Origin of the sequence: Sphingorhabdus sp. (assembly GCF_044239665.1) — a bacterium.
GTDB lineage: Bacteria > Pseudomonadota > Alphaproteobacteria > Sphingomonadales > Sphingomonadaceae > Sphingorhabdus_B.
This window is the reverse complement of record NZ_JBIIBA010000002.1, coordinates 89,739-112,120: the sequence shown is the minus strand read 5'-3', so window position 1 is coordinate 112,120 and position 22,382 is coordinate 89,739. Positions and strand designations below refer to the sequence as shown.

Sequence of the window (22,382 nt, the reverse complement as noted above, 5' to 3'; positions counted from 1 at the left end):
CTGCCTTTGACTTGAGCGCCCAATCCGCTAAAGGCCGCGGCTGACCTTTTCATTCCCTTGGAGTTTCTTATGCGCGCCGACGCAGAAGGCTATGTTGCCCGCATTGATGCCGCCCTCAACCTCGTCAAGATGTCGCTTGATTGGGACCGTGCTTTGCGCCGCTTGGACGAACTGAACGCCAAGGTTGAGGACCCGACCTTGTGGGATAATCCGAAAGCTGCCGAAGAAGTTATGCGCGAACGCCGCCGCTTGGATGCGGCCATTGGGACCGTGCGCGAAATCGACGCCGACAAGGCGGGCACGGTTGAATTAATCGAGCTTGCCGAGATGGAAGGCGACGCCGAATTGGGCGATGAGGGCGCCGCTGCATTGAAAGCATTGGCTGACCGTGCCGACCGCGACAAGGTCTCTGCATTGCTGTCGGGTGAGGCAGACGGCAACGACACTTTCATTGAAATTCATGCGGGCGCTGGCGGCACCGAGAGCCAGGACTGGGCCGAAATGCTTCAGCGCATGTATTATCGCTGGGCCGAACAACGCGGGTATAAGGTTGAGATGGTCGATTATCAGGCAGGCGATCAGGCGGGCATCAAATCCGCCACCTTGCTGGTGAAGGGCGAGAATGCTTATGGCTATGCCAAGACCGAAAGCGGCGTCCACCGTCTGGTCCGCATTTCGCCTTATGACAGCGCGGCAAAGCGGCATACCAGCTTTTCAAGCGTCTGGGTGTATCCGGTCATTGACGACAATATCGACATTGAAATCAACGAAGGCGATTTGAAGATCGACACCTACCGCGCGTCTGGCGCAGGCGGGCAGCACGTTAACACCACGGACTCGGCCGTCCGCATCACGCACAAACCCTCAGGCATCGTCGTTGCGAGCCAGAATGACCGCAGCCAACATAAAAACCGCGCCACCGCGATGGGCATGTTGAAGGCACGGCTATATGAAGCCGAACTGCGCAAGCGCGAAGAGGTCGCGAGCGGCGAATATGCGGCCAAAACCGAAATCGGTTGGGGCCACCAAATCCGTTCGTACGTGTTGCAACCTTATCAAATGGTCAAAGACTTGCGCACCGGCGTCACATCGCCAACACCCAGCGACGTACTAGACGGCGACCTCGACAATTTCATCGCCGCGGCATTGGCCCAGCGGGTTACAGGTGAAGCCATCGCCGTTGACGACGTGGATTAATTTTCCGTCTGTTAGCCCGTCAGGCTGCACTTGTTTCAAGAAGCGCCGCCCGACAATTGCTCTATGCTAAAAAACTTAGTTGACGCTTGCGTCAAGTGCGTGGGCACCTTAAAAGACGTGTCTTAATCGGGCGATTAAACGCCTATCGTAACGGAGCCCACGTCATGACCGATTCTCGCGCCAAGTCCGGTCCCTTAAGCGGCATAAAGATTGTCGAGCTCGCCGGTATTGGGCCGGGGCCTTATGCGGGACAGTTGCTGGCGGACATGGGTGCAGATGTGATTGTCATCGACAGGCCAGGTGGCTCAATCGTGCCCAAGGCCATTGATGCGCGGGGTAAAAAATCAATTATCCTTGATTTGAAGAAACCCGAAGCGGTTACCGCATTGTTGAAGCTGGTTGAATCTGCGGATGTCTTGATCGAAGGACTGCGGCCGGGTGTGACGGAACGGATGGGGGTTGGCCCTGATGTTTGCCACGCTCTTAACCCCCGTCTTATCTATGGCCGGATGACTGGTTGGGGTCAGAAGGGGCCATGGAACCAAATGGCCGGACATGACATTAATTATATCGGCATGACGGGTGTTTTGAACGCGATTGGAAAGCATGGGCAGCCGCCGGTTCCGCCGCTCAACATGATCGGCGATTTTGGCGGCGGGTCAATGTTTCTCGTCAATGGTATCCTTGCGGCCTTATTGGAACGCGCACGGACTGGTAAAGGCAATATCGTGGATGCGGCGATTGTCGATGGCACCAACAGCCTGATGAGCTTTGTGCATGGCATGACCGGGCTTGGCCAATGGCACACGCAGCGTGAGGCAAATTTGCTCGACGGGGCGATGCCATTCTACCGTTGTTATATGACGTCTGACGGTAAGTTTATGGCCGTTGGCTGCATCGAACCGCAGTTTTTCGCCGCGATGATGGAGCGTTTGCCTGTCGACAAGGATGCCTATGGCGGGCAGCATGACCGCTCGGCTTGGGCTCAGCAGCATGAACTGCTGGAAGATGTATTCGCGACCAAAACCCGCGACGAATGGGAGGCGATTTTTGCCGGAACCGACGCGTGCGTTACGCCAGTGCTGGATTATGTCGAGGCCGCATCCCACCCTGCAAACGCCGCGCGGCAGGCCTTTGTGCAGGATGGTCGCTGGTTGCATCCGCAAGTTGCGCCGCGACTTGCAACGCAGCCACTGGCTACCCATTTCGATATTGCAACCAAAGGCGGCGATTATGCCGATATATTGACCGAGGCTGGCCTTGGTGAACATGAAATCTCCCAATTGATCGCGGCGGGCGCTGTGGTCACAAATAAGGATTAAATATGACTGAAGCCTATATTTATGATGCGGTGCGCAGCCCGCGTGGCAAGGGCCGCCCCGATGGTGCGTTGCATGAAATTACGCCCATCGATCTGGCAGCGCAGGTCTTGGCGGCAATTCGTGATCGTAATGGCCTGTCGGGCGAAGAGATTGAGGATGTGGCCTTTGGTTGCGTTTCGCCCGTGGGAGAACAAGGCGCAGTCATTACGCGCACCGCGATCCTCGCCGCTGGCTATCCGCACACAACTTCGGGTATTCAAGTGAACCGTTTTTGTGGTTCTGGCCTTGAGGCATCGAACATCGCCGCTGCCAAGGTGAAATCCGGCGAATGCGATCTTGCGGTTGGCGGCGGTATTGAATCGATGAGCCGCGTGCCCATGGGTTCAGACGGCGGCGCATGGCCTATCGACCCACGTTCGGCGATTGCCAATTACTTCATCCCGCAAGGTATCTCGGCCGACCTTATCGCCACCAAATATGGTTACAGCCGCGACGATGTCGACGCTTATGCCGTTGAAAGCCAGAAGCGTGCAGGCCGTGCATGGGCCGAGAAGCGCTTTGCGCGCTCCATCCTGCCTATCAAGGATGTCATTGGTGAGGTCGTGCTTGACCATGATGAATTGATGCGTCCGCAAACCGATATGCAGTCCTTGGGCGCATTGGCACCTGCATTCCAGATGATGGGCACGATGATGCCCGGCTTTGATGACATTGCCATCATGCGCTATCCCGACGTCGAAAAGATCAATCATGTCCACCATGCTGGCAACAGCTCAGGTATTGTGGATGGTTCTGCAGCCGTGCTGATCGGCACTAAGGAAGCTGGCGAAAAATACGGCCTGAAGGCGCGGGCGCGGATTGTGTCGATGGCTTCTGTCGGTTCGGAACCTTCCATCATGCTTACTGGCCCCGAATTTGCTGCGCAAAAGGCACTGGCGCGTGCAGGGATGGACAAAAACGACATAGACGTGTGGGAATTGAACGAGGCTTTTGCTTCGGTTGTCCTACGTTTCATGGAAGCGATGCATATCGATCATTCCGATATCAATGTGAACGGCGGCGCAATCGCCATGGGCCATCCTTTGGGGGCAACAGGTGCGATGATCCTCGGGACGGTGCTCGATGAGCTGGAGCGGTCCGGCAAGTCGACTGCGCTCACCACCTTGTGCATCGGCGCAGGCATGGGCACCGCAACCATCATCGAACGTGTGAATTAACCTAGTTTTGTCATCCTCGCGAACGCGGGGATCCATGGTCCGGCACGTCAGCGTAAACCGACGGATATGGTCATGGACCCCCGATCAAGCCGGGGGTGACAAAGTTTTAGATTGGCGCGAAAACGCGCGAACAAGGAACGAAGATATGACTTACAATACTTTCTCCGTCGATATCGACGCCGATGGCATCGCGCTTTTGACAATCGATCTGCCCGATGCCTCCATGAATGTGTGGAATGGCGCGTTGATTGAAGAATTCGGCAAATGGGTTGATGATTTTACGACCAACGAAGCCGTAAAGGGCGCGGTCATTACCTCGGGCAAAAAATCCGGTTTCTTGGCTGGCGCTGACCTTACGATGCTGGGCGGCGCGAAGGCGAACAGCACCAAGGAAGCTTTTGACCAAGCATTTGCCCTGAACGCATTGCTGCGCAAAATGGAAACGGGTGGCCAGTCTGCCAAGGACCTGAGCAGCGGCAAAGTTTCGGCCAAGCCCATTGCATGCGCGCTAAATGGTCTGGCATTGGGTGGCGGTTTGGAACTTGCGCTTGCATGTCATTACCGCGTTGTCGCTGACAATCCGAAAATTCAGCTTGGCATGCCGGAAGTCATGGTTGGCTTGCTGCCCGGTGGCGGCGGCACACAAAGGACGCCGCGCCTGATTGGCCTGCAGAATGCAGCGATGATGATCATTCAAGGTAAGGCGCTCGACCCGGCAACGGCAAAAGCACAAGGCCTGGTCCACGAAGTCGCGCCAGCAGCTGACTTGGTTGCCAATGCCAAGGCATGGGTGAAGGCCAATCCGAAGGTTATCGCGCCTTGGGATAAGAAGGATTTCAAATTCCCAGGTGGGGCAGGGGCAATGGAGCCGCGCGCCGTGCAGTTATTCGTTGGCCTCAACGCCATGGCGCACAAGGAAAGCAAAGGCAATTTCGATGCCATAAAGGCGATTCTGTCGTGCCTGTATGAAGGCTCGATCCTGCCAATCGACACCGCGCTGCGTGTGGAATCGAAATATTTCACCAAGTTGCTTTCGGGCAGCCAAGCCAAGAACATGATCCGTACCTTGTTCATTAACAAGCAGGCCGCCGAAAAGGGCGCTGGCCGTCCCGCAGGCATGCCGCCGGTTGAGATTAAGAAGGTTGGCGTGTTGGGCGGCGGCCTTATGGGGTCGGGCATCACGCATGTTACCGTGAAGGGTGGCATGGACGTCGTTGTTCTCGACCGTAGCCTAGAAGACGCCAACAAGGCAGTCGATTACAGCCGCAAAATCATCGACAAGGCCGTCAGCCGTGGCAAGATGACCAAAGAAGCCGGTGACGCCTTCATGGCGCGGATTACGCCAACGGACAATTATGACGATCTGAAAGATGTCGATCTGATCATCGAAGCCGTTTTCGAACGTCCTGATGTAAAGGCCGATGTTATCAAAAAGGCAGAAGCGGTCATTCGTCCAGATGTCGTTTTTGCGTCCAATACGTCGACCCTGCCGATTTCCGGTTTGGCGAAAAATTCGTCACGTCCTGAATTGTTTGTCGGGCTGCACTTCTTCTCACCCGTTGAAAAGATGCCGTTGTTGGAGATTATTCCGGGCGCGTTGACGGGTGATCGTGCCTTGGCAGCAGCGTTTGATTATAACGCCAAGATTAAGAAAACGCCGATTGTCGTGAAGGATGTGCGCGGATTCTTTACCAACCGCGTGTTCCCGCCTTATATGGGTGAGGCGATGAAGCTGGTGACGGAGGGCGTGAAGCCCGCTCTGATCGAAAATGCCGCCAAGGCACTTGGTATGCCCATCGGCCCGCTGGCGTTGCTTGACGAGACCACTTTGCAACTGGGCTATGACGTTATGCAGTCGACCAAGAAAGAACTGGGCGACGCTTATCAGCCAAGCGGCACTGAAGACTTTATGGAGTTGATGGTGGTCAAGCTTGGCCGCAAGGGCCGCCGCTTTGGCTCTGGCTTTTATGATTATGATGCCAAGGGCGAGCGCCTGAGCCTATGGCAGGGCATGGCCGAGCATTATCCGCTGGCCGAGGAACAGCCGTCGGTGGAAGAGGTGAAGCAGCGTTTGTTGTATATCCAACTGATTGCGACGGCGCAGTGCTTTGAAGAAGATGTTGTCAAGGATCCGCAAAGCGCGGATTTGGGCGCGATCTTTGGTTGGGGCTTTGCACCTTATACGGGCGGTCCCATGAGCTATATCGATACCGTTGGCCTTGAGAATTTCGTCCGCACCGCCGACAATTTGGCACAACGTTTTGGTCACCGGTTTGCGCCACCCAAAAGCTTCCGCGAAATGGCGGACAAGGGCGAGACTTTGTATAAAGCTGCGGCATAAACACCCGCAAGTAAGGCACAAAAAAGGGCGACCTCCACGCGGAGGCCGCCCTTTTTGTTTGTGTCGTTGGATTAGAACTTGGCGCGGACGGTCAGGCCGTACATGCGTGGCTCTTCCACGAAACCAATTAACGAGCGTGTACCAGCTGCGCCACGCAGCGGCGTGTTGGCCGTAACCCCTCGCGTAATTTCGTTGGTCAGGTTTGTACCCCAAAGCTCGAACGTATAGCGCCCATCTGGCGTGGTAAGACCGATGCGTGCGTTCATCTTGAAATAATTTTCCTGCAGCGCCAGTGGGATCGGCAGATTGTTGGTATCAAGATTAATCGTACGGGTCGTGCGGCTATCGGAATAGTTAACGCTGCCATTGAGGAGCAAGCCCCAGCCTGAGCTGTTGAGCGGACCGTCATAGGTCAGGCCCGCCACACCCGTTAGCTTCGGTGCATTGGTGAGGTCTTGGCCGCAGAGTCGCACTACAGAGCCAAGAGCGCTTGCGGCAACACCGTCGGCGCAATCACTTGGATAGCGGGCATTTGCATATGTCACCGCAAGATTGCCCCGCATATAATTACCAAAGTCTCCGAACAGCTCAAGCTCGGCCCCTGTCGAACGTGCAGAATTAACGTTGAAGGTGAGGAACTGGACGCCAGTGAATTCCAGAACTTGGAAATCGCTCATCTTCATGTCGAACAAGGCAAGGTTGGCCTTGATCGGACCAAAGGTAGCTTTCACGCCGAGTTCGATCTGGTTGACCTTCTCCGATTTGAACCGTGGGTCGGCATAAACCGGCGCTGCGCCAGTCGTCAGAACTGCAGTAGAGTTCGTTAGGTTGGCTGCGGTCGGGTCGAGGTTGAACCCGCCAGACTTAAACCCGTGGCTATAGCTGGCATAGAGCAGCAAATCTTCATTTGCCTTATAACCAATCTGACCTGTGTAGGTGATTTCGTCATCTTCAAATTGGTTGGACCATGCACGCGGCAAAGGCAATTTCGAGCTGGCCAAACCACCTCCGGCAGCAGCCGGTGCAGTCAGGTTGACCGGAACGGCAAAGGGAAAGCAGTTGAGGCCTACCAAACCAGGCGCAAGCGCACCGGGCACGCGACCTGTCAGTACGCCGTTGACGCTTGCTTGGCATGCTGCGTTGCTTGCGCTGATTTGACCGAAGGATGCATCCTTCGTTTCAGAGACATAGCGCGCGCCAACTGTTAGGCTCAATTTATCCGTTACGTTGAAGACATTGTGCGTAAAAATTGAATAGCTTTCGGCATCTTGCGAAAACAGGTTGTTACCAAAAGAATTGTTCGAATTGACGGGCGCACCGATCGTTGGAGCCGCCGCTGTTCCGCCAGAACCCAAAGCAGTGAGCGCAAACAATGGATTTACGCCTGCCGCATTCGCAAAGTTAAATGCGCTGTTCGCGGCTTGATAGTCGGCACCGAAGGACATGGTTTGCTGTGCAGCAATCTTTTCCTTTGAATAGAAACCACCGATCAACCAATCTAGAGAATCGTTAAGCGCGGTACCTTGCAACCGGAGTTCCTGCGTGAACGTTTTAATCCGGTCACCATTGGGCAGAACACCCGGAGCCTGAATCGAGCCGCCGACACCAGTTGTGAAAATTTTCAGGCTCGTGAAATCGGACTCAGCCGTCGAACTGGATTTAAAGTCGCGATAGGAACCGACATACGTCAGTTTTGCACCGCCAAGGTCCCATTTGACTTCACCGGAAATGCCCCATTGTTTTGCGCCATTGAAAAACGTCTGGCTGTTTGTGGCCAGATTTTTAAGCGCTGACTTTCCGGATTCTGCAACGCCGTCATTGGCCAATCCATGGAATGCCGAGAAAGGTGCGAGTTCCGTTTCACGCACGATAACCGCGTCACAGCAATTTTCGTCTACCTTGGAATAGTCGCCGACAATGCGGATGCTGACATCTGCATTGGGCTCTACATATAATTGACCACGAATGAGGTAACGGTCGCGGTTGTTGCTTTCAGCGCCAGTTGAGCTTTTCAAGTAACCGTCACGCTTGCGCCATGTGCCCGACAAGCGAATGGCGGCTACGTCTTGTACCACGGGAACGCTCACGCCGCCCTGCGCATTCATGAAGTTGTAGTTGCCGTATGAGGCGTTGGCAAAGCCTTCGACTTCAGACAGGTTAGGGCGTTTTGTTGTGATGTTCAACGCACCAGCCGACGTGTTGCGGCCAAACAATGTACCTTGCGGGCCGCGCAGGATTTCGAGACGCTCCAGGTCGACAAGATCGCCCAACGCAACGCCTGGGCGTGACTGGTAAACGCCATCAATGAAGACGCCAACCGAGCTTTCGAGGCCGGTGTTATTACCCGTTGTGCCGACGCCACGAATTTTAATCGACGTGCCTTGCGTTTCAGTCTGCGACGACTGAATGTTGAAGCTTGGTGAGATGGAGGACAGCGTCTTGATGTCCGATACGCCCTCGCGCTCCAGCGCCTCTGGCGCGACGGCGGTCACGGCCAGCGGAATGTCCTGCACATCCATTGCGCGCAATGTCGCGGTCACAATGATGGGTTCATCACCACTGTCTTCTTCGGCTTGGGCTGTTTGGGCGTAAGCTGCAGGCACTAACATCGCGCTGCAGATGGTGCTGCACAAGGCAGCGGTAATCACACGATTAAATCGACGCATTTCTCTCTCCTCCATTTAACCGACCACCCATTGGCATTTGCTGCTCATATATGGTTGGCGGCGCTCTTAACGCTTCCCGGGTGGGATTATTCCGGGAAGAAACTCTAAGCAGCCATCATCCTATCGCCGAAATTTCACAAATCCAGCAATTTAATCACGCGATTGAAGATATCATTTTACTGTGGCTTTTGTGCCTTATGACGTTAATTATCCTAGGCTATGTTTGACCGCCCCACGATTTTGGACGAGGCATTTTCCCGCCGCGTCGCTGCGCATGACTTTCCACATTCGCGTATCAACCACATTGTCGAAATGGTTGCGCCGCACGTGCTTGTGGATCTGTTCGATAGTCAGATTATGAGCCGCCATCTCGACCTTTGGGCACGGCGTTCCAAGGGCAACACTTTCTATTCCATTGGCAGTTCGGGGCATGAGGGCACAGCCGCAATGGCGGCGGCAACGCGCGCGACGGATATGGCATTCCTGCATTACCGCGATGCTGCGTTCCTGATCCAGCGTAAGAAGCAAGCGGGCGGCCTGACGCCGTTACATGACATGGCTTTGTCCTTCGCTGCGTCGGCTGATGACCCGATCTCGGGTGGGCGGCACAAAGTATTGGGCTGCGCACATAGCTTTGTCCCGCCGCAAACCAGCACGATTGCGTCCCATCTCCCTAAGGCCGTTGGCGCGGCGCATTCATTGGGCATGGCGCAACGCTTGCAGCTTGCCGATGCTGTGCTGCCGCAGGATGCGGTAATTTTATGTTCGTTCGGCGATGCGTCTGCGAACCATTCAACCTCGCAAGGCGCGTTCAACGCCGCGTGCTGGGCCGCGTATCAGCATTTACCGATGCCTATTGTCTTTTTGTGTGAGGATAATGGCATAGGGATTTCCGTGCGCACGCCGGGCGGGTGGATCGCCGCTAACTTCGCGCATAGGCCGGCGCTGCATTACATTAGCTGCGACGGTGCGGACATGCGTGACGCGCTGCGCGGATGCGCAGAGGCGGTGACCTATGCCCGCGCACGGCGTAAACCGGTGTTCCTGCACATGCAGACGATCCGACTGATGGGGCATGCCGGTGCGGATGTTGAATTAAGCTACGCCTCCGTCGCGCAGATTGAGGCCGCAGAGGCGCAGGACCCATTGCTGCACAGCGCGCGGATCTTGCATGAGCACGCAGGCATGTCAGGCGCGGAGATTGTTGCGCGCTATGAAGATATGCGTGCGCGGGTCGACTGGGTGGCACGCGAGGCGCTATCAAAGCCGCGACTATTGACGGCGGCAGAGGTTATGGCGTCGATTGAGCCCGCGAAATCCGAAAAGCCGCCGCAGCCACTGTCTGATATGGCGGCGCGTGATGCCCTGTTCGCGCATGACGCGCGCAACCTTGCCAAGCCAGCGACCTTGGCCAAAAGCATCAATTTTGCTTTGGCAGATATCATGCTGCAATATCCCAATGTCGCGGCGTTTGGCGAAGATGTCGCGCGCAAGGGTGGCGTTTATGGCGTGACACAGGGCTTACAGGAGAAATTCGGCCCCGTGCGTGTGTTCGACACCTTGCTGGACGAACAAACGATCTTGGGTCTTGCCATTGGCATGGCGCATAACGGCTTTGTTCCGATCCCGGAAATTCAGTTTCTGGCCTATCTGCATAATGCCGAGGATCAGATTCGCGGCGAAGCGGCGACCTTATCTTTCTTTTCGAACCAGCAATATCGCAACCCGATGGTTATCCGCATTGCCGGCCTGCCTTATCAAAAGGGCTTTGGCGGGCATTTCCATAATGACAATAGCTTGGCCGTCCTTACCGATATTCCAGGCATTATCGTTGCCTGTCCATCCAGCGCCGCTGACGCGCCAGCGATGTTGCGGGAATGCGTTCGTCTGGCGCATGAAGATGGGCGGGTGGTGGTCTTTATTGAACCGATCGCATTATATCACACGGCCGACCTGCAGCAGGCGGACGACGGCGGTTGGAGCGCACCTTATGTGGCACCGGATCAAGACAAGGTTATTGCCCTTGGTACGCTCGGTCAATTTGGTAAGGGTACTGAACTTGCTATCATAACATACGGAAATGGTTATTTCCTTTCGCGGCAAGCGGCGGATGAATTAAAGGCAGAGGGGATTGATCTGCGGATTATCGATCTACGCTGGTTGCACCCGTTAAATGCTGAGGCGACTGTTGCGGCTGTGGCGGATTGCGGGAAAATTTTGATTGTTGATGAATGCCGAAAATCGGGAAGCCTGAGCGAGAAGTTGATGACCATCTTAACCGAAGCCGGACGTGGCGACGCCGTCAGCCGTATTACGGCCGAGGATTGCTTCATCCCATTGGGCCCAGCGGCTGAACTGGTATTGCCGAGCAAAGCCTCAATCATCGAAGCGGCACGGGCGGCGGTGGCGTGAAAAAACGGGCTTTAGTCGTTTGTCCCGGGCGCGGCACTTATAATGCGGCAGAGCTTGGCTATTTGAAAACGCATCATGCGGCGCGTCAGGACGTTATCGCCACGGTTGATGCCATCCGGACCGAGTTGGGGCAGGTGACTGTCTCGCAACTTGATAATGCCGCCAAATATGCGCCATCGGTTCATATGACGGGCGATAATGCATCGGCGTTGATCTATGCCTGCGCCATGGCCGACTTCGCCGCGATTGACCGCGAACGATATGAGATTGTTGCCGTGACTGGCAATTCCATGGGCTGGTATCTGGCATTGGCTTGCGCAGGCATAGTCGATCTCGCGGAAGGTGCGCGGCTCGTCAATAATATGGGCGGGATCATGCATCAGCATGGAACCGGCGGACAAATTGTCTGGTCAGTCGTTGATGACAATTGGAATATGCGGCCAGATAAAATATTATTTGTTAATTATTTATTGGCCGAGGCTCGTATAAATTCTGAAATACGCGTAGATATTTCCATCCGGCTCGGTGGCATGATAGTTTTTGCGGCAGACGAGGCGGGGCTCAAATGGTTGACGGAACGGCTGCCTAAAGATGACCGTTTTCCTCTAAAACTTATGCACCATGCTGCATTCCATAGTCCTTTACTGAACCATGTCGTTCCGATGGCGCGGGCTAGCAATCTTGTTGGCGATTTCGCGGCTGGTGATATTCCGGCGATTGACGGGCAGGGCCGGATTTGGTCCCCGCGCGCGTTCAGCCGTGAGGCTATTTATGACTACACATTCGGCGCGCAACTGACCGAAAGCTATGATTTCACGCGTGCGGTTCAGGTTGCAGCGGCCGAATTTGCGCCCGAGACAATCATTGTCTTGGGCCCCGGCACGACCTTGGGCGCGCCGACGGTTCAGGCGTTGATTGCCTCAGGCTGGCGCGGTCTGTCGAGCAAAGCGGACTTTCAGGCGCGGCAGCAGAATGACCCGATCCTCATTTCCATGGGCATGGCTGAACAGCGCGCGTTGGCGTTAAGCTAATCACTGCATACGAATAAACGCTAGACGCCCCCTCGCTTCCGGATAAAGGGAGGGAGAATTGCGGGGTAAATGTCTGCTGCCTTGCCAGGAGATTGACGGAATGCGCGACCATAGCTCAACCTTGCTGCTGTTCGGGGCGACGGGTGACCTTTCGCGCCGGATGCTGTTGCCGTCCTTATATGCTTTGCATGCTGATGGGTTGATTGACCCCAATTTACGCATTTTCGGCACGGCACGCAGCGCGCTGACCGACGAGGCCTTCCGCGACATGGCGCGCGGGGCATTGTGCGAATTTTTGCCCGATGATCGTAAGGCCGAAGGGTTGATCGACGCCTTTCTGCAACATTTGCATTATGTCGCGCTTGATGCGTCCAATCCAGATGGCTTTACCGAACTGGCGGCGACGATTGGTGATATATCGGGGGGCTTGTCGATTTTCCTGTCCACAGCGCCGTCTTTGTTCGAAGCGACGATCAAGGGCTTGCATAATGCCGGTCTTTCGGGAGAGAATGTCCGTATCGGCCTTGAAAAACCCTTGGGCAATGATCTTGCTTCCTCGCGACATATCAACGACGCCGTCAACGCCGTATTCCCGGAGAAGCGTACCTTTCGCATTGACCATTATCTGGGCAAGGAAACGGTCCAGAACCTCATGGCGTTGCGCTTTGCCAATATGTTGTTCGAACCGCTTTGGAACGCCAATGCCATCGCGCATGTGCAGATTACCGTCAGCGAGACAGTTGGGCTTGAGGGGCGCGCAGGTTTTTACGATGATACAGGCGCGCTGCGCGATATGGTGCAGAACCATATGCTGCAATTGCTTGCGTTGATCGCGATGGAGCCGCCCGCCAGCCTTGATGCCACCGCTATTCGCGACGAAAAGGTAAAGGTTCTGCGCGCGCTCCGTCCGGTGACTGAAGGCGACGTTGTGACGGGCAAATATACCGAAGGCGCGGTTCAAGGCGATGCGGTCAAAAGCTATGAAAGTGACTTGGGCAAAGCATCCGACACCGAAACATTTGTTGCGATAAAAGCTTATGTCGACAATTGGCGCTGGCAGGGGGTGCCATTTTTCCTGCGCACGGGCAAACGCCTGCCCGAACGGCGCAGCGAAATTGTCATTCAATTCAAACCAGTCCCGCACAATGTGTTCCGCGACCGTGGCGGTAAACTTGAGGCAAATACGCTTATCATCCGTTTGCAACCTGAGGAATATGTGCGGTTGTTAGTGATGGCAAAGGAGCCGGGGCTGGACCGAGGCGGAGTTATCTTGCGCGAAGTACCGCTGGATTTATCGCTCACCGCCGCGTTCGCGGGGTCGCGCCGCAGGATTGCCTATGAAAGACTGCTTCTTGACCTCGTAGAAGGCGACCAGACGTTATTCGTCCGCCGCGATGAGGTTGAGGCGCAGTGGGTGTGGATTGATGCCATACGGGCCTTGTGGAAAGCCATGGCGCTAAAGCCAAAAACCTATGGCGCGGGAAGCTGGGGCCCCAATGCGGCAATTGCCCTGACTGAACGCGATGGAGTGAGCTGGCATGAGTGAATTACACGTCACAATCGAAGCCGTCACCGCGCGGATTATTGAACGTTCCAAGCCGCAGCGTCAGGCCTATCTCGACCTGATCGGCAAACAACGCGACGCTGGCGTTAACCGCCCGACTTTAAGCTGCGGTAATCTCGCGCATGGCTTTGCCGCCAGTGGCGAGGACAAGGCGGCGATCCGCGATGGTAAGGCTATGAATATAGGCATCGTCAGCGCCTATAACGACATGTTGTCCGCGCATCAGCCTTATGGCCGTTACCCAGAGCAGATGAAGATTTTTGCGCGCGAGGTTGGCGCCACCGCGCAAGTGGCCGGTTCCACACCGGCCATGTGCGATGGCGTGACACAGGGGCAGGATTCGATGGAACTGTCCTTGTTCAGCCGCGATGTTATCGCCATGGCGACGGCGGTGGGGCTGAGTCATGGTATGTTCGAAAGCGTTGCGATGCTTGGCATTTGCGACAAGATTGTTCCCGGCCTGTTGATCGGGGCGTTGCGCTTTGGCCATTTGCCGACCATATTTGTGCCCGCCGGGCCCATGCCATCTGGTCTTGCCAATAAAGAAAAGCAACGCGTTCGGCAGCTTTACGCCGAGGGTAAAGTCGGCCGTGCCGAATTGTTAGAAGCGGAGGCGGCGTCTTATCACAGCGCAGGTACCTGCACCTTTTATGGCACTGCAAATTCAAACCAGATGATGATGGAGGTCATGGGGCTGCATATACCCGGTTCCGCCTTCATTAACCCCGGCACGAAATTGCGGACCGAATTGACCCGTGCCGCCGTCCACCGCCTGAGCAAAATTGGCTGGGATGGCGATGATTATCGGCCCTTGGGCCTTTGTGTTGATGAAAAGGCGATTGTGAACGCCTGTGTTGGCTTGCTCGCAACGGGTGGTTCAACCAACCATGCACTGCACATTCCGGCCATTGCGCGGGCAGCGGGGATCATGATCGATTGGGAAGATTTGGACCAACTGTCTTCGGCTGTGCCGCTCATTGCGCGGGTCTATCCGAATGGGTCGGGCGATGTGAACCATTTCCACGCTGCGGGCGGCATGGGCTATGTCATTCGCGAACTGATCAATGCAGGCCTGCTGCACCGCGATATCATGACGGTCGCGTGCGATGACTTGGCCGATTATGGGCGTGAGCCAATGTTGGAGGATGACCAGCTTGTCTGGCGCGACGCGCCAGCCGTCACTGCCGACGATACTATGTTGCGGCCGCCATCTGCGCCGTTCAGCCCCGATGGCGGGATGCGTTTGGTGACGGGCAATTTGGGGCGTGCAACATTTAAGACCAGCGCCGTCGATCCTGCCCGCTGGACCATAGAAGCGCCCGTCCGCGTGTTTCATGACCAGAATGAGGCATTGGCGGCATTCAAGGTGGGCGAATTGGACCGCGATGTCATCGTCGTTATCCGTTTCCAAGGGCCGGTAGCCAACGGCATGCCTGAATTGCACAAGCTGACCCCGCCTTTGGGTGTGTTGCAGGATAAGGGCTTTCATGTGGCGCTCGTGACCGATGGCCGCATGTCGGGCGCGTCGGGCAAAGTACCTGCCGCTATCCATTTAAGTCCAGAAGGAGCACGCGGGGGGGCGATTGCTAAGCTTCAGGATGGTGACATCGTTCGGCTCTGCGCGAATACCGGAACATTGTCGGTGTTGGTGGACGCAGATATCTGGGCGGCGCGCGTGCCAGCGCCGACGCCAGCACGGCGTATAGGCACGGGTCGCGAGCTGTTTGCATTGATGCAGGCAGGCGCGGATGAGGCAGAGAAAGGCGGGTCGGCCATGTTGGCGGTTGCGGGACTATGACGGCTATTGTCGCTGTCGATATTGGCGGAACTCATGCCCGCTTTGCCATAGCCGAGGTTCAGGACGGTCGCGTGCTGGCGCTTGGCGAGGCGATAACGCTCAAGACGGCTGAACATGCAAGTTTCCAGACGGCGTGGCAGGAATTTGAACGGCTCAATGGCACGCACCTCCCGCGCGCGGCGGCGATTGCCATTGCGGGGCCCGTGGACGCTGATATCATCAAGCTAACCAACAACCCTTGGATCATCCGTCGTTCCATGATGTGCGATGAATTGCAGGTGGATAATTTTGTCATCGTGAATGACTTTGGCGCCGTTGGGCATGCCGTAGCGCAAGCAGGACCAGAATATTTTCAGCATCTAACAGGGCCGGATCAGGATTTTGCTACGGATGGCACGTTGAGCATTATCGGGCCGGGAACAGGCCTTGGCGTGGCGCATGTGTGGCGCAAGGGCGCTACCTATCATGTGCAAGCGACCGAAGGCGGGCATATGGATTTTGCGCCGCTCGACGCGATTGAGGACGCCGTTTTGGCGCGGTTGCGCAAACGTTACCGTCGGGTATCTGTTGAACGGGTCGTGTCTGGACCAGGTCTTATCGATCTTTATGAGACGCTTGCCGCGATTGAGGGGCGTGCGGTCCAGCAATATGACGACAAGACTTTGTGGCAAATGGGCATGTCAGGCAAGGACAGTCTTGCCGCCGCAGCGGTGGACCGCTTCTGCCTATCGCTTGGCAGTGTGGCCGGTGACATTATGCTCGCACAGGGAGGGTTTGCTGGCGTAGTGATTGCCGGTGGGCTTGGTTTACGGATCAAAGATAGCCTCATTCGTTCCGGATTTGCCGAACGGTTTCGTGCAAAGGGCCGATTTGAAGGGCTGATGTCCGCCATCCCCGTAAAACTGATTAGACATCCGCAGCCCGGTCTTTTTGGCGCAGCGGCAGCCTACGCCCAGCAACATGTTTGAGGATGCATCGCATATGGTCGCCATCGAAAAAATCATGCGCAGCGCGCCCGTTATTCCGGTGCTGGTCATTGAAGATGCCGCGTATGCGCGTGGCATAGCGGAGGCGCTGGTTGCGGGCGGACTTCCTGTGCTTGAGGTTACCTTGCGCACCGCTGCAGCCTTGGACGGAATTGCCGAGATGAAAAAGGTCCCCGGCGCGATTGTGGGCGCCGGCACGATCGTTGATATACCGGGTCTAGAATGCGCGATCGCCGCTGGCGCTGAATTTATTGTCTCGCCTGGCCTCACCGACAATTTGGCCAAGGCAGCAATTGCCAAAGACATTGCATTCTTGCCCGGTATCGCCAGCGCAAGCGACATCATGCGCGGGTTGGATTTGGGACTGAGGCATTTCAAATTCTTCCCGGCGGAGGCTAATGGTGGCCTTCCTGCGCTCAAGGCCCTCATTGGTCCATTCGGCCAGTGCCAATTTTGCCCAACGGGTGGCATAAAACAGGATACAGCAGCAGATTGGTTGGCCGTTCCGGAAATTTTATGTGTTGGCGGTAGCTGGCTTGTTGGTAAAGGCGTTCCCGATGTTGCCGCGATTGAATCGGCAGCGCGTGCCGCATCGGCATTACGGAAATAATGGAGACACAAGGCGTATGGCCGAAGAAATCGAATGGTGGGATTTTGATGCTGCGGAAGATCTGATCGACGCAGTGGTAGGCGATGTCAGCTTCATCATCGAAAGCGCATTGGATGCCCGTGGTCAGGCGCTGGTAGCATTCCCCGGTGGCGCAACGCCTAAACCGATTTTGGAAAAGCTTGCTCAAACTAATATTCGTTGGAAAAATGTTACGATTATTCCAACCGATGATCGATTGGTACCTGTCGACAATCCCTTGTCCAATGTGGCGATGATTGCCAAAATTTTCATTCCAAAGGGTGCGCGGGTGCTACCAATCGCAAGCGATGCCGCCGACCATAAGCTGGCGGGTAGCGCGGCGAATGCACGGCTGGCGGACCTCCATTGGCCGCCGGATTTGGTCTGGCTCGGCATGGGGGTAGATGGCCATACAGCGTCAATCTTCCCCGGCCCTGATTTTGATTCGGCGATGGACAGCGGCAAAGATGTGCGGGCCGTGGGCGTTGCGCCCGATCCGTTACCACCCGAAGCGCCCGTCAATCGTGTGACCTTAACAGGTGTCGCCATCGGCGCGGCGCGGACGGCGATTTTGGTGATCAATGGTGCAGAAAAGCGCAAGGTCCTTGAAGCGGCGATCGAACAGGGTGGCAAATCAAGCTATCCGATTGGCCGCGTGCTTGACAAGATTGTCGTGCCTGTCGACATTTACTGCCTCGACGACTGATTAGGCTCGGCGCATTTTGCCGGGGATAGTCTTTGCGTTCAGCTTCTTAAGATAAGGCGGGATATCCAATTCGGAGACGCCGACGGGTTTGCGCGCATCTTTCGGATTGATCGGAATATCGAACGCGATACCCAATCGCCCTTCGGTGGCCCAGGCTATGCGTCCACTGATCCAGCCAATGCTGCGCAGGTTCACTTCGACAAGTTCGCCCCGCATTGTGCCATTCGGGAGTTCGGCCATTAAGCCGCCGGCGGACAGGTTGCGAATGCGCACCGGCCATTCTTCCTGCGTAGCTGGAAAACGTAATATTGCCGTAAGCAAAAGGCTGTCGCGATTCACGCTGCGTTGTGCAGCAGGGCATTGCGTCTCGCTCAATTGGTCGTCCATGTTGCAGCGCCAAACAAGGTTAGTGTTAACTAGGCCTTGCACATTGGCATCCAAACATCGCCAAAAGGTTAATGCGGCATGCTTTCTCGGCGTTTTGCCGTAATTTTCCACCAAATGTGGTAGGCTGACGCGCTGTTTAATCGTCGCGTGAAACGCGCTCTTGGCGTTCGTGGCGTTCCTGCGCTTCGAGTGTCATTGTTGCAATCGGTCGGGCGCGGAGGCGTGCGAGAGAAATGGGCTCGCCGGTCACTTGGCAGTAACCATATTCGCCCTCCGTGATGCGACGCAAGGCGGCCTCGATTTTGGCGATAAGCTTACGTTGTCGGTCGCGGGTACGAAGTTCGATACCCCAATCGGTCTCGCTTGAGGCGCGGTCGTTCAGATCTGGCTCACGCATGGGGCCATCTTGAAGCTGGTTCAGCGTTCCTTGGGCCTCCGCCAAGATGCTATTTTTCCAGTCAACGAGTTGCTTTTCAAAATATCGCAACTGCCGATCGTTCATAAATGGCTCTTCGTCGCCAGGTACATATGAATCGTCGAGGCCAAAGTCAGCGGCGCTTGTTTCGTTGGTCGTATCTTGAGGCTTGGCGCTCACGCCCATCGTAATTCTCCACCCCGGGGCAGGCCCTCCAGAACGAAGGAGTCTGCGTCCAATCCACTCTTGGCGGCGCTATAGACTCGGGCCAAATGCGGCACAAGCCAAATGTTACGCGGCGTCTTCAATTGCGCAAAAGCTTTGGAAGATGTTCAGCGGGCGCTGGTTCGCTGTTTATGCATGAAAAATTTTGCGGTCGGGTACGCCGTTAGCTGAGGAAGAGTGCGTTGTTCCCGCATGCGGGCAATGTCCGGCCAAGAAAGCGATGGCAAGCCACATTGTGTAAGTGCCGCGCAAACGCCGCCAACTTTCCGCCGCCCTTTTTCATTGCGAAACCGCCACTCGCGGGGCATAGCCTGCCGTCATGCATGACCTAAAATATATCCGTGAAAATCCCACCGACTTTGATGCTGCGTTAATGCGCCGGGGCTCTGAACCCGTTGCGATGTCTATCCTTGCGTTAGACGAAAACCGGCGCGCAATCTTGACTGAGATGCAAAATGCGCAGGCCCGTCGCAATGATGCGTCAAAATCCATTGGCGCAGCCATGGGCAAGGGCGATACCGCAACCGCCGAGGCATTAAAGGCCGAGGTTGCCCAGTTGAAAGACATTTTACCGCAGTTGGAAGAACGCGAACGCGCGGCTGGGATGGAACTCGACGCCTTGCTTGCAGGCTTACCGAATTTGCCCACGGCTGACACACCCGATGGCGCAGATGAGACCGAGAATGTCGAAATTGCTCGCTGGGGCAAACCGCGCGATTTTGATTTCGAACCCCGCGACCATGCGGATATCGGTCCCGCCCTTGGCCTCGACTTTGAAACAGGCGTTGCCATTTCGGGCGCGCGGTTTACCTTCATGCGCGGCCAGATGGCGCGCTTGAACCGCGCGCTTGGTCAATTCATGCTCGACCATCAAACTGCACAGCGCGGCTATACCGAGTGCGCAACGCCTTATTTGGTGCGACAGGAATCTTTGTTTGGAACCGGGCAGCTTCCTAAATTTGCCGAAGACAATTTTCAGACAACCGATGGCCGCTGGCTCATTCCCACTGCGGAAGTGTCGTTGACCAACAGCGTGCGGGAACAAATTTTGGACGAAAGCGCACTGCCGATCCGGTTGACCGCGTTGACCCCATGTTTCCGTTCCGAAGCAGGCGCAGCAGGGCGCGATACCAAGGGCCTCATTCGCCAACACCAGTTTGAAAAGGTGGAGTTGGTCTCCATTGTCCGGCCCGAAGACAGCGCGGCAGAACATGAACGCATGGTGGAAAGCGCCGAAGGTATATTGCAAGCGCTTGAACTGCCATATCGCAAGATGCTGCTATGCACAGGTGACATGGGTGCCAGCGCGCAACGTACTTATGATCTTGAGGTCTGGTTGCCAGGTCAAGGGCTATATCGTGAAATTTCAAGCTGTTCGAACTGCGGCGACTGGCAGGCACGGCGCATGAACACCCGTTACCGCCCCGCCGAAGGCAAAGGCAATATATTCGTCCACACGCTGAATGGCTCCGGCCTCGCGGTTGGCCGCACACTTGTTGCTGTTCTCGAAAATCACCAACAAGCCGATGGCAGTGTCATCATTCCGGCTGCTTTGCTGCCTTACATGGGCGGCCTCACAAAATTGGAGCTTGCAGCTTAATGCGTATATTATTGACCAATGATGACGGCGTAAACGCGCCAGGTCTTAAGGTATTGGAGGCAATCGCCCGCACGATCAGTGATGACATCTGGATCGTTGCGCCTGCGGAGGAAAACTCTGGCGCTGGCCATTCGCTTACCCTGACGAAGCCCGTGCGCATTCGCCAGCATGGGGAAAAGCATTATTCGGTTTCAGGCACGCCGACAGATTCTGTTATGCTTGGCATTGGTGTGATCATGAAGGACGCAAAGCCTGACCTGATCCTATCCGGCGTCAACCGTGGCGCCAATTTAGGCGATGATGTTACCTATTCAGGCACGGTCTCCGCCGCGATGGAAGGGGCGTTGGCCGGCATTCGCTCCATTGCACTGAGCCAAGTCTATGGCAAAGAAGGCATGGCCGACGCTGTCCCCTTTTCGGCGGCCGAAGCTTGGGGTGAGCGCGTACTTCGTCCGTTGCTTGATATGCCAGACACGCCGCGCACATTGACCAACATCAACTTTCCGCCGCTGTTGCCGCAAGATGTGAAGGGAATCAAAGTCGCGCGTCAGGGCTTTCATGATTACAGCCGTGGTTCGATTGTCAAAGGGACGGACCCGCGCGGATATGATTATTATTGGTTTGGTTTGCACGGCATGTTGCACACGCCGGGCCATGACACCGACCTTGAAGTCATTGAAGATGGTTATATTGCAGTCACACCTCTCCAACTTGATCTGACCCACCATGAATCTTTGGCGACGTTGAAGCATAGATATAACATTTAAGGGGCTGCGGATGCGGTTGAGGTTAATGGTGATTTCGAAATCCGCAAAACCCGCCGGAGGTCACTTCTCTAAGCTATGTGGATCCATTCATGGCTGATCCCAATATCCCGACCAAATTCACAGTAGCACTTCGCCGTGCAAGCAAGTTGCCGGTATGGGCGGACGTGCTCCTTCGGCTGTCGCTGGCGTTCTTCCTGATTTTGTTGGTCATCATCATTCACTGGTTTGACAGGGCTGGTTTGAAAGACAATCATGACGGCGTCATCAGCTTTCTGGATGTCGTCTATTTCACGATGATTTCCGTCACCACTACGGGGTTTGGGGACATTGCCCCAGTGTCTGACCGATCACGCTTTATCGAAGCGATTATCGTGACGCCGGTACGCATTGCCGTCATTTTTATATTCGTAGGCACAGCCTATAATTTTGTCATCAAACGCAGTTGGGAAAAATGGCGCATGAAAAAGATTCAGCAAACCTTGTCCGGACATATTGTGACCTTGGGTTTCGGCGTCAGCGGGTCGCAAGCTGTTAATGAGCTTATTAAGCGCGGGACTGACCCAAAAGATATTGTGGTGATTGATAGCAGCGAGGAACGGCTTGCCGAGGCCGAGTATCTGGGTTGCAATATTTTGTGCGGTGATGGCACGCGAGACGAAATTCTAAACGCCGTTCGCATTAAGCAGGCGTCGTCGGTGATCGTGTCCGCCGGACGCGATGATTCGTCCATCTTGATGGTGCTGACTGTACGCCATCTGTCGCCCAATGTGCCAATCAGCGTCGTGATACGTGCTGACGATAACGAATTGCTCGCGCGTCAGGCCGGGGCAACGACCGTTATCAATCCAGTCAGTTTTACTGGGTTGTTATTGGCCAGTTCGTGCCATGGCGAACATATTTCGGAATATTTGACCGATTTAGCTTCTGTCGGCGGCGAGGTCATTATTAAGGAACGTGAAGTATACCCAAGCGAAGTTGGCAAAAGCTTACGCGATTTGCCTGAGGGAATTGGCCTTCGTATTTACCGGAATGGCGTGAATTTTGGCTTTTGGCAGCCCGAAGCGCAAAAATTGGAAGCAGGCGATTTGCTGGTGCAGATCTTACCGACAGAAGCTTAGGG

17 protein-coding genes are annotated in these 22,382 nt (G+C 55.5%); 14 read left to right on the top strand and 3 right to left on the bottom strand.

Features of this window, described 5'->3' with window-relative positions; all coding sequences use genetic code 11:
* The first annotated feature begins 69 nt into the window (after nucleotides 1–69).
* The 4 genes from prfB to ACILP3_RS01270 all read left to right on the top strand — a co-directional run bounded on the left by prfB (nucleotide 70) and on the right by ACILP3_RS01270 (nucleotide 6,077).
* Nucleotides 70–1,197 (top strand): peptide chain release factor 2, encoded by a 1,128-nt coding sequence (prfB, locus tag ACILP3_RS01285; RefSeq protein WP_395614862.1) that lies wholly within the window; start codon nucleotides 70–72, stop codon nucleotides 1,195–1,197.
* A gap of 164 nt (nucleotides 1,198–1,361) precedes the next feature.
* Nucleotides 1,362–2,519, top strand: coding sequence for a CaiB/BaiF CoA transferase family protein (locus tag ACILP3_RS01280; RefSeq protein WP_395614861.1), 1,158 nt, complete (start codon nucleotides 1,362–1,364; stop codon nucleotides 2,517–2,519).
* Nucleotides 2,520–2,521: 2 nt separating this feature from the next.
* Complete coding sequence (locus tag ACILP3_RS01275) at nucleotides 2,522–3,736, top strand: acetyl-CoA C-acetyltransferase (RefSeq protein ID WP_395614860.1); 1,215 nt, start codon at nucleotides 2,522–2,524, stop codon at nucleotides 3,734–3,736.
* A 145-nt stretch (nucleotides 3,737–3,881) separates the two neighbouring features.
* Complete coding sequence (locus ACILP3_RS01270; RefSeq protein ID WP_395614859.1) at nucleotides 3,882–6,077, top strand: 3-hydroxyacyl-CoA dehydrogenase NAD-binding domain-containing protein; 2,196 nt, start codon at nucleotides 3,882–3,884, stop codon at nucleotides 6,075–6,077.
* 71 nt (nucleotides 6,078–6,148) lie between these two features.
* On the opposite strand, the gene ACILP3_RS01265 is transcribed toward ACILP3_RS01270, so the two are convergent.
* Nucleotides 6,149–8,743, bottom strand: a complete 2,595-nt coding sequence (locus ACILP3_RS01265; RefSeq protein ID WP_395614858.1) for a TonB-dependent receptor — start codon at nucleotides 8,741–8,743, stop codon at nucleotides 6,149–6,151.
* A gap of 219 nt (nucleotides 8,744–8,962) precedes the next feature.
* Here ACILP3_RS01265 and ACILP3_RS01260 point away from each other — a divergent pair, with 219 nt between their 5' ends.
* The 7 genes from ACILP3_RS01260 (at nucleotide 8,963) to pgl (ending at nucleotide 17,868) form a co-directional block, all read left to right on the top strand.
* Complete coding sequence (locus tag ACILP3_RS01260) at nucleotides 8,963–11,155, top strand: thiamine pyrophosphate-dependent enzyme (protein ID WP_395614857.1); 2,193 nt, start codon at nucleotides 8,963–8,965, stop codon at nucleotides 11,153–11,155.
* A complete protein-coding gene (locus ACILP3_RS01255) occupies nucleotides 11,152–12,186 on the top strand; it encodes an ACP S-malonyltransferase (RefSeq protein ID WP_395614856.1) in 1,035 nt (344 codons plus the stop codon). The genes ACILP3_RS01260 and ACILP3_RS01255 overlap by 4 nt, the downstream gene beginning before the upstream one ends.
* Before the next feature lie 100 nt (nucleotides 12,187–12,286).
* The gene (gene zwf, locus ACILP3_RS01250; protein ID WP_395614855.1) at nucleotides 12,287–13,732 is read left to right on the top strand and encodes a glucose-6-phosphate dehydrogenase; all 1,446 of its coding nucleotides are present in this window, start codon (nucleotides 12,287–12,289) and stop codon (nucleotides 13,730–13,732) included.
* Nucleotides 13,725–15,548: a phosphogluconate dehydratase gene (edd, locus tag ACILP3_RS01245; protein WP_395614854.1), complete on the top strand. Its 1,824-nt coding sequence runs from the start codon at nucleotides 13,725–13,727 to the stop codon at nucleotides 15,546–15,548. The genes zwf and edd overlap by 8 nt, the downstream gene beginning before the upstream one ends.
* Entirely contained in the window at nucleotides 15,545–16,516 is a 972-nt protein-coding gene (locus ACILP3_RS01240; protein WP_395614853.1) for a glucokinase, read from the top strand. Before edd ends, ACILP3_RS01240 begins: the two co-directional genes overlap by 4 nt.
* Before the next feature lie 13 nt (nucleotides 16,517–16,529).
* The gene (eda, locus tag ACILP3_RS01235; protein ID WP_395614877.1) at nucleotides 16,530–17,144 is read left to right on the top strand and encodes a bifunctional 4-hydroxy-2-oxoglutarate aldolase/2-dehydro-3-deoxy-phosphogluconate aldolase; all 615 of its coding nucleotides are present in this window, start codon (nucleotides 16,530–16,532) and stop codon (nucleotides 17,142–17,144) included.
* A gap of 16 nt (nucleotides 17,145–17,160) precedes the next feature.
* A complete protein-coding gene (gene pgl, locus ACILP3_RS01230; protein WP_395614852.1) occupies nucleotides 17,161–17,868 on the top strand; it encodes a 6-phosphogluconolactonase in 708 nt (235 codons plus the stop codon).
* Here the strand turns inward: pgl and ACILP3_RS01225 are convergent, their stop codons facing one another.
* Complete coding sequence (locus ACILP3_RS01225) at nucleotides 17,869–18,255, bottom strand: PilZ domain-containing protein (RefSeq protein ID WP_395614851.1); 387 nt, start codon at nucleotides 18,253–18,255, stop codon at nucleotides 17,869–17,871.
* Between the two features lie 136 nt (nucleotides 18,256–18,391).
* Nucleotides 18,392–18,757, bottom strand: a complete 366-nt coding sequence (gene dksA / locus ACILP3_RS01220) for an RNA polymerase-binding protein DksA (protein ID WP_296199528.1) — start codon at nucleotides 18,755–18,757, stop codon at nucleotides 18,392–18,394.
* 457 nt (nucleotides 18,758–19,214) lie between these two features.
* Here dksA and serS point away from each other — a divergent pair, with 457 nt between their 5' ends.
* The 3 genes from serS to ACILP3_RS01205 all read left to right on the top strand — a co-directional run bounded on the left by serS (nucleotide 19,215) and on the right by ACILP3_RS01205 (nucleotide 22,380).
* Nucleotides 19,215–20,495 carry a serine--tRNA ligase gene (gene serS / locus ACILP3_RS01215; protein ID WP_395614850.1) on the top strand — a complete coding sequence of 427 codons (1,281 nt, stop codon included), beginning with the start codon at nucleotides 19,215–19,217 and terminating at the stop codon, nucleotides 20,493–20,495.
* Nucleotides 20,495–21,262 carry a 5'/3'-nucleotidase SurE gene (surE, locus tag ACILP3_RS01210; RefSeq protein WP_395614849.1) on the top strand — a complete coding sequence of 256 codons (768 nt, stop codon included), beginning with the start codon at nucleotides 20,495–20,497 and terminating at the stop codon, nucleotides 21,260–21,262. Before serS ends, surE begins: the two co-directional genes overlap by 1 nt.
* Nucleotides 21,263–21,351: 89 nt before the next feature.
* The gene (locus tag ACILP3_RS01205; protein ID WP_395614848.1) at nucleotides 21,352–22,380 is read left to right on the top strand and encodes a potassium channel family protein; all 1,029 of its coding nucleotides are present in this window, start codon (nucleotides 21,352–21,354) and stop codon (nucleotides 22,378–22,380) included.
* Nucleotides 22,381–22,382 lie beyond the last annotated feature (2 nt).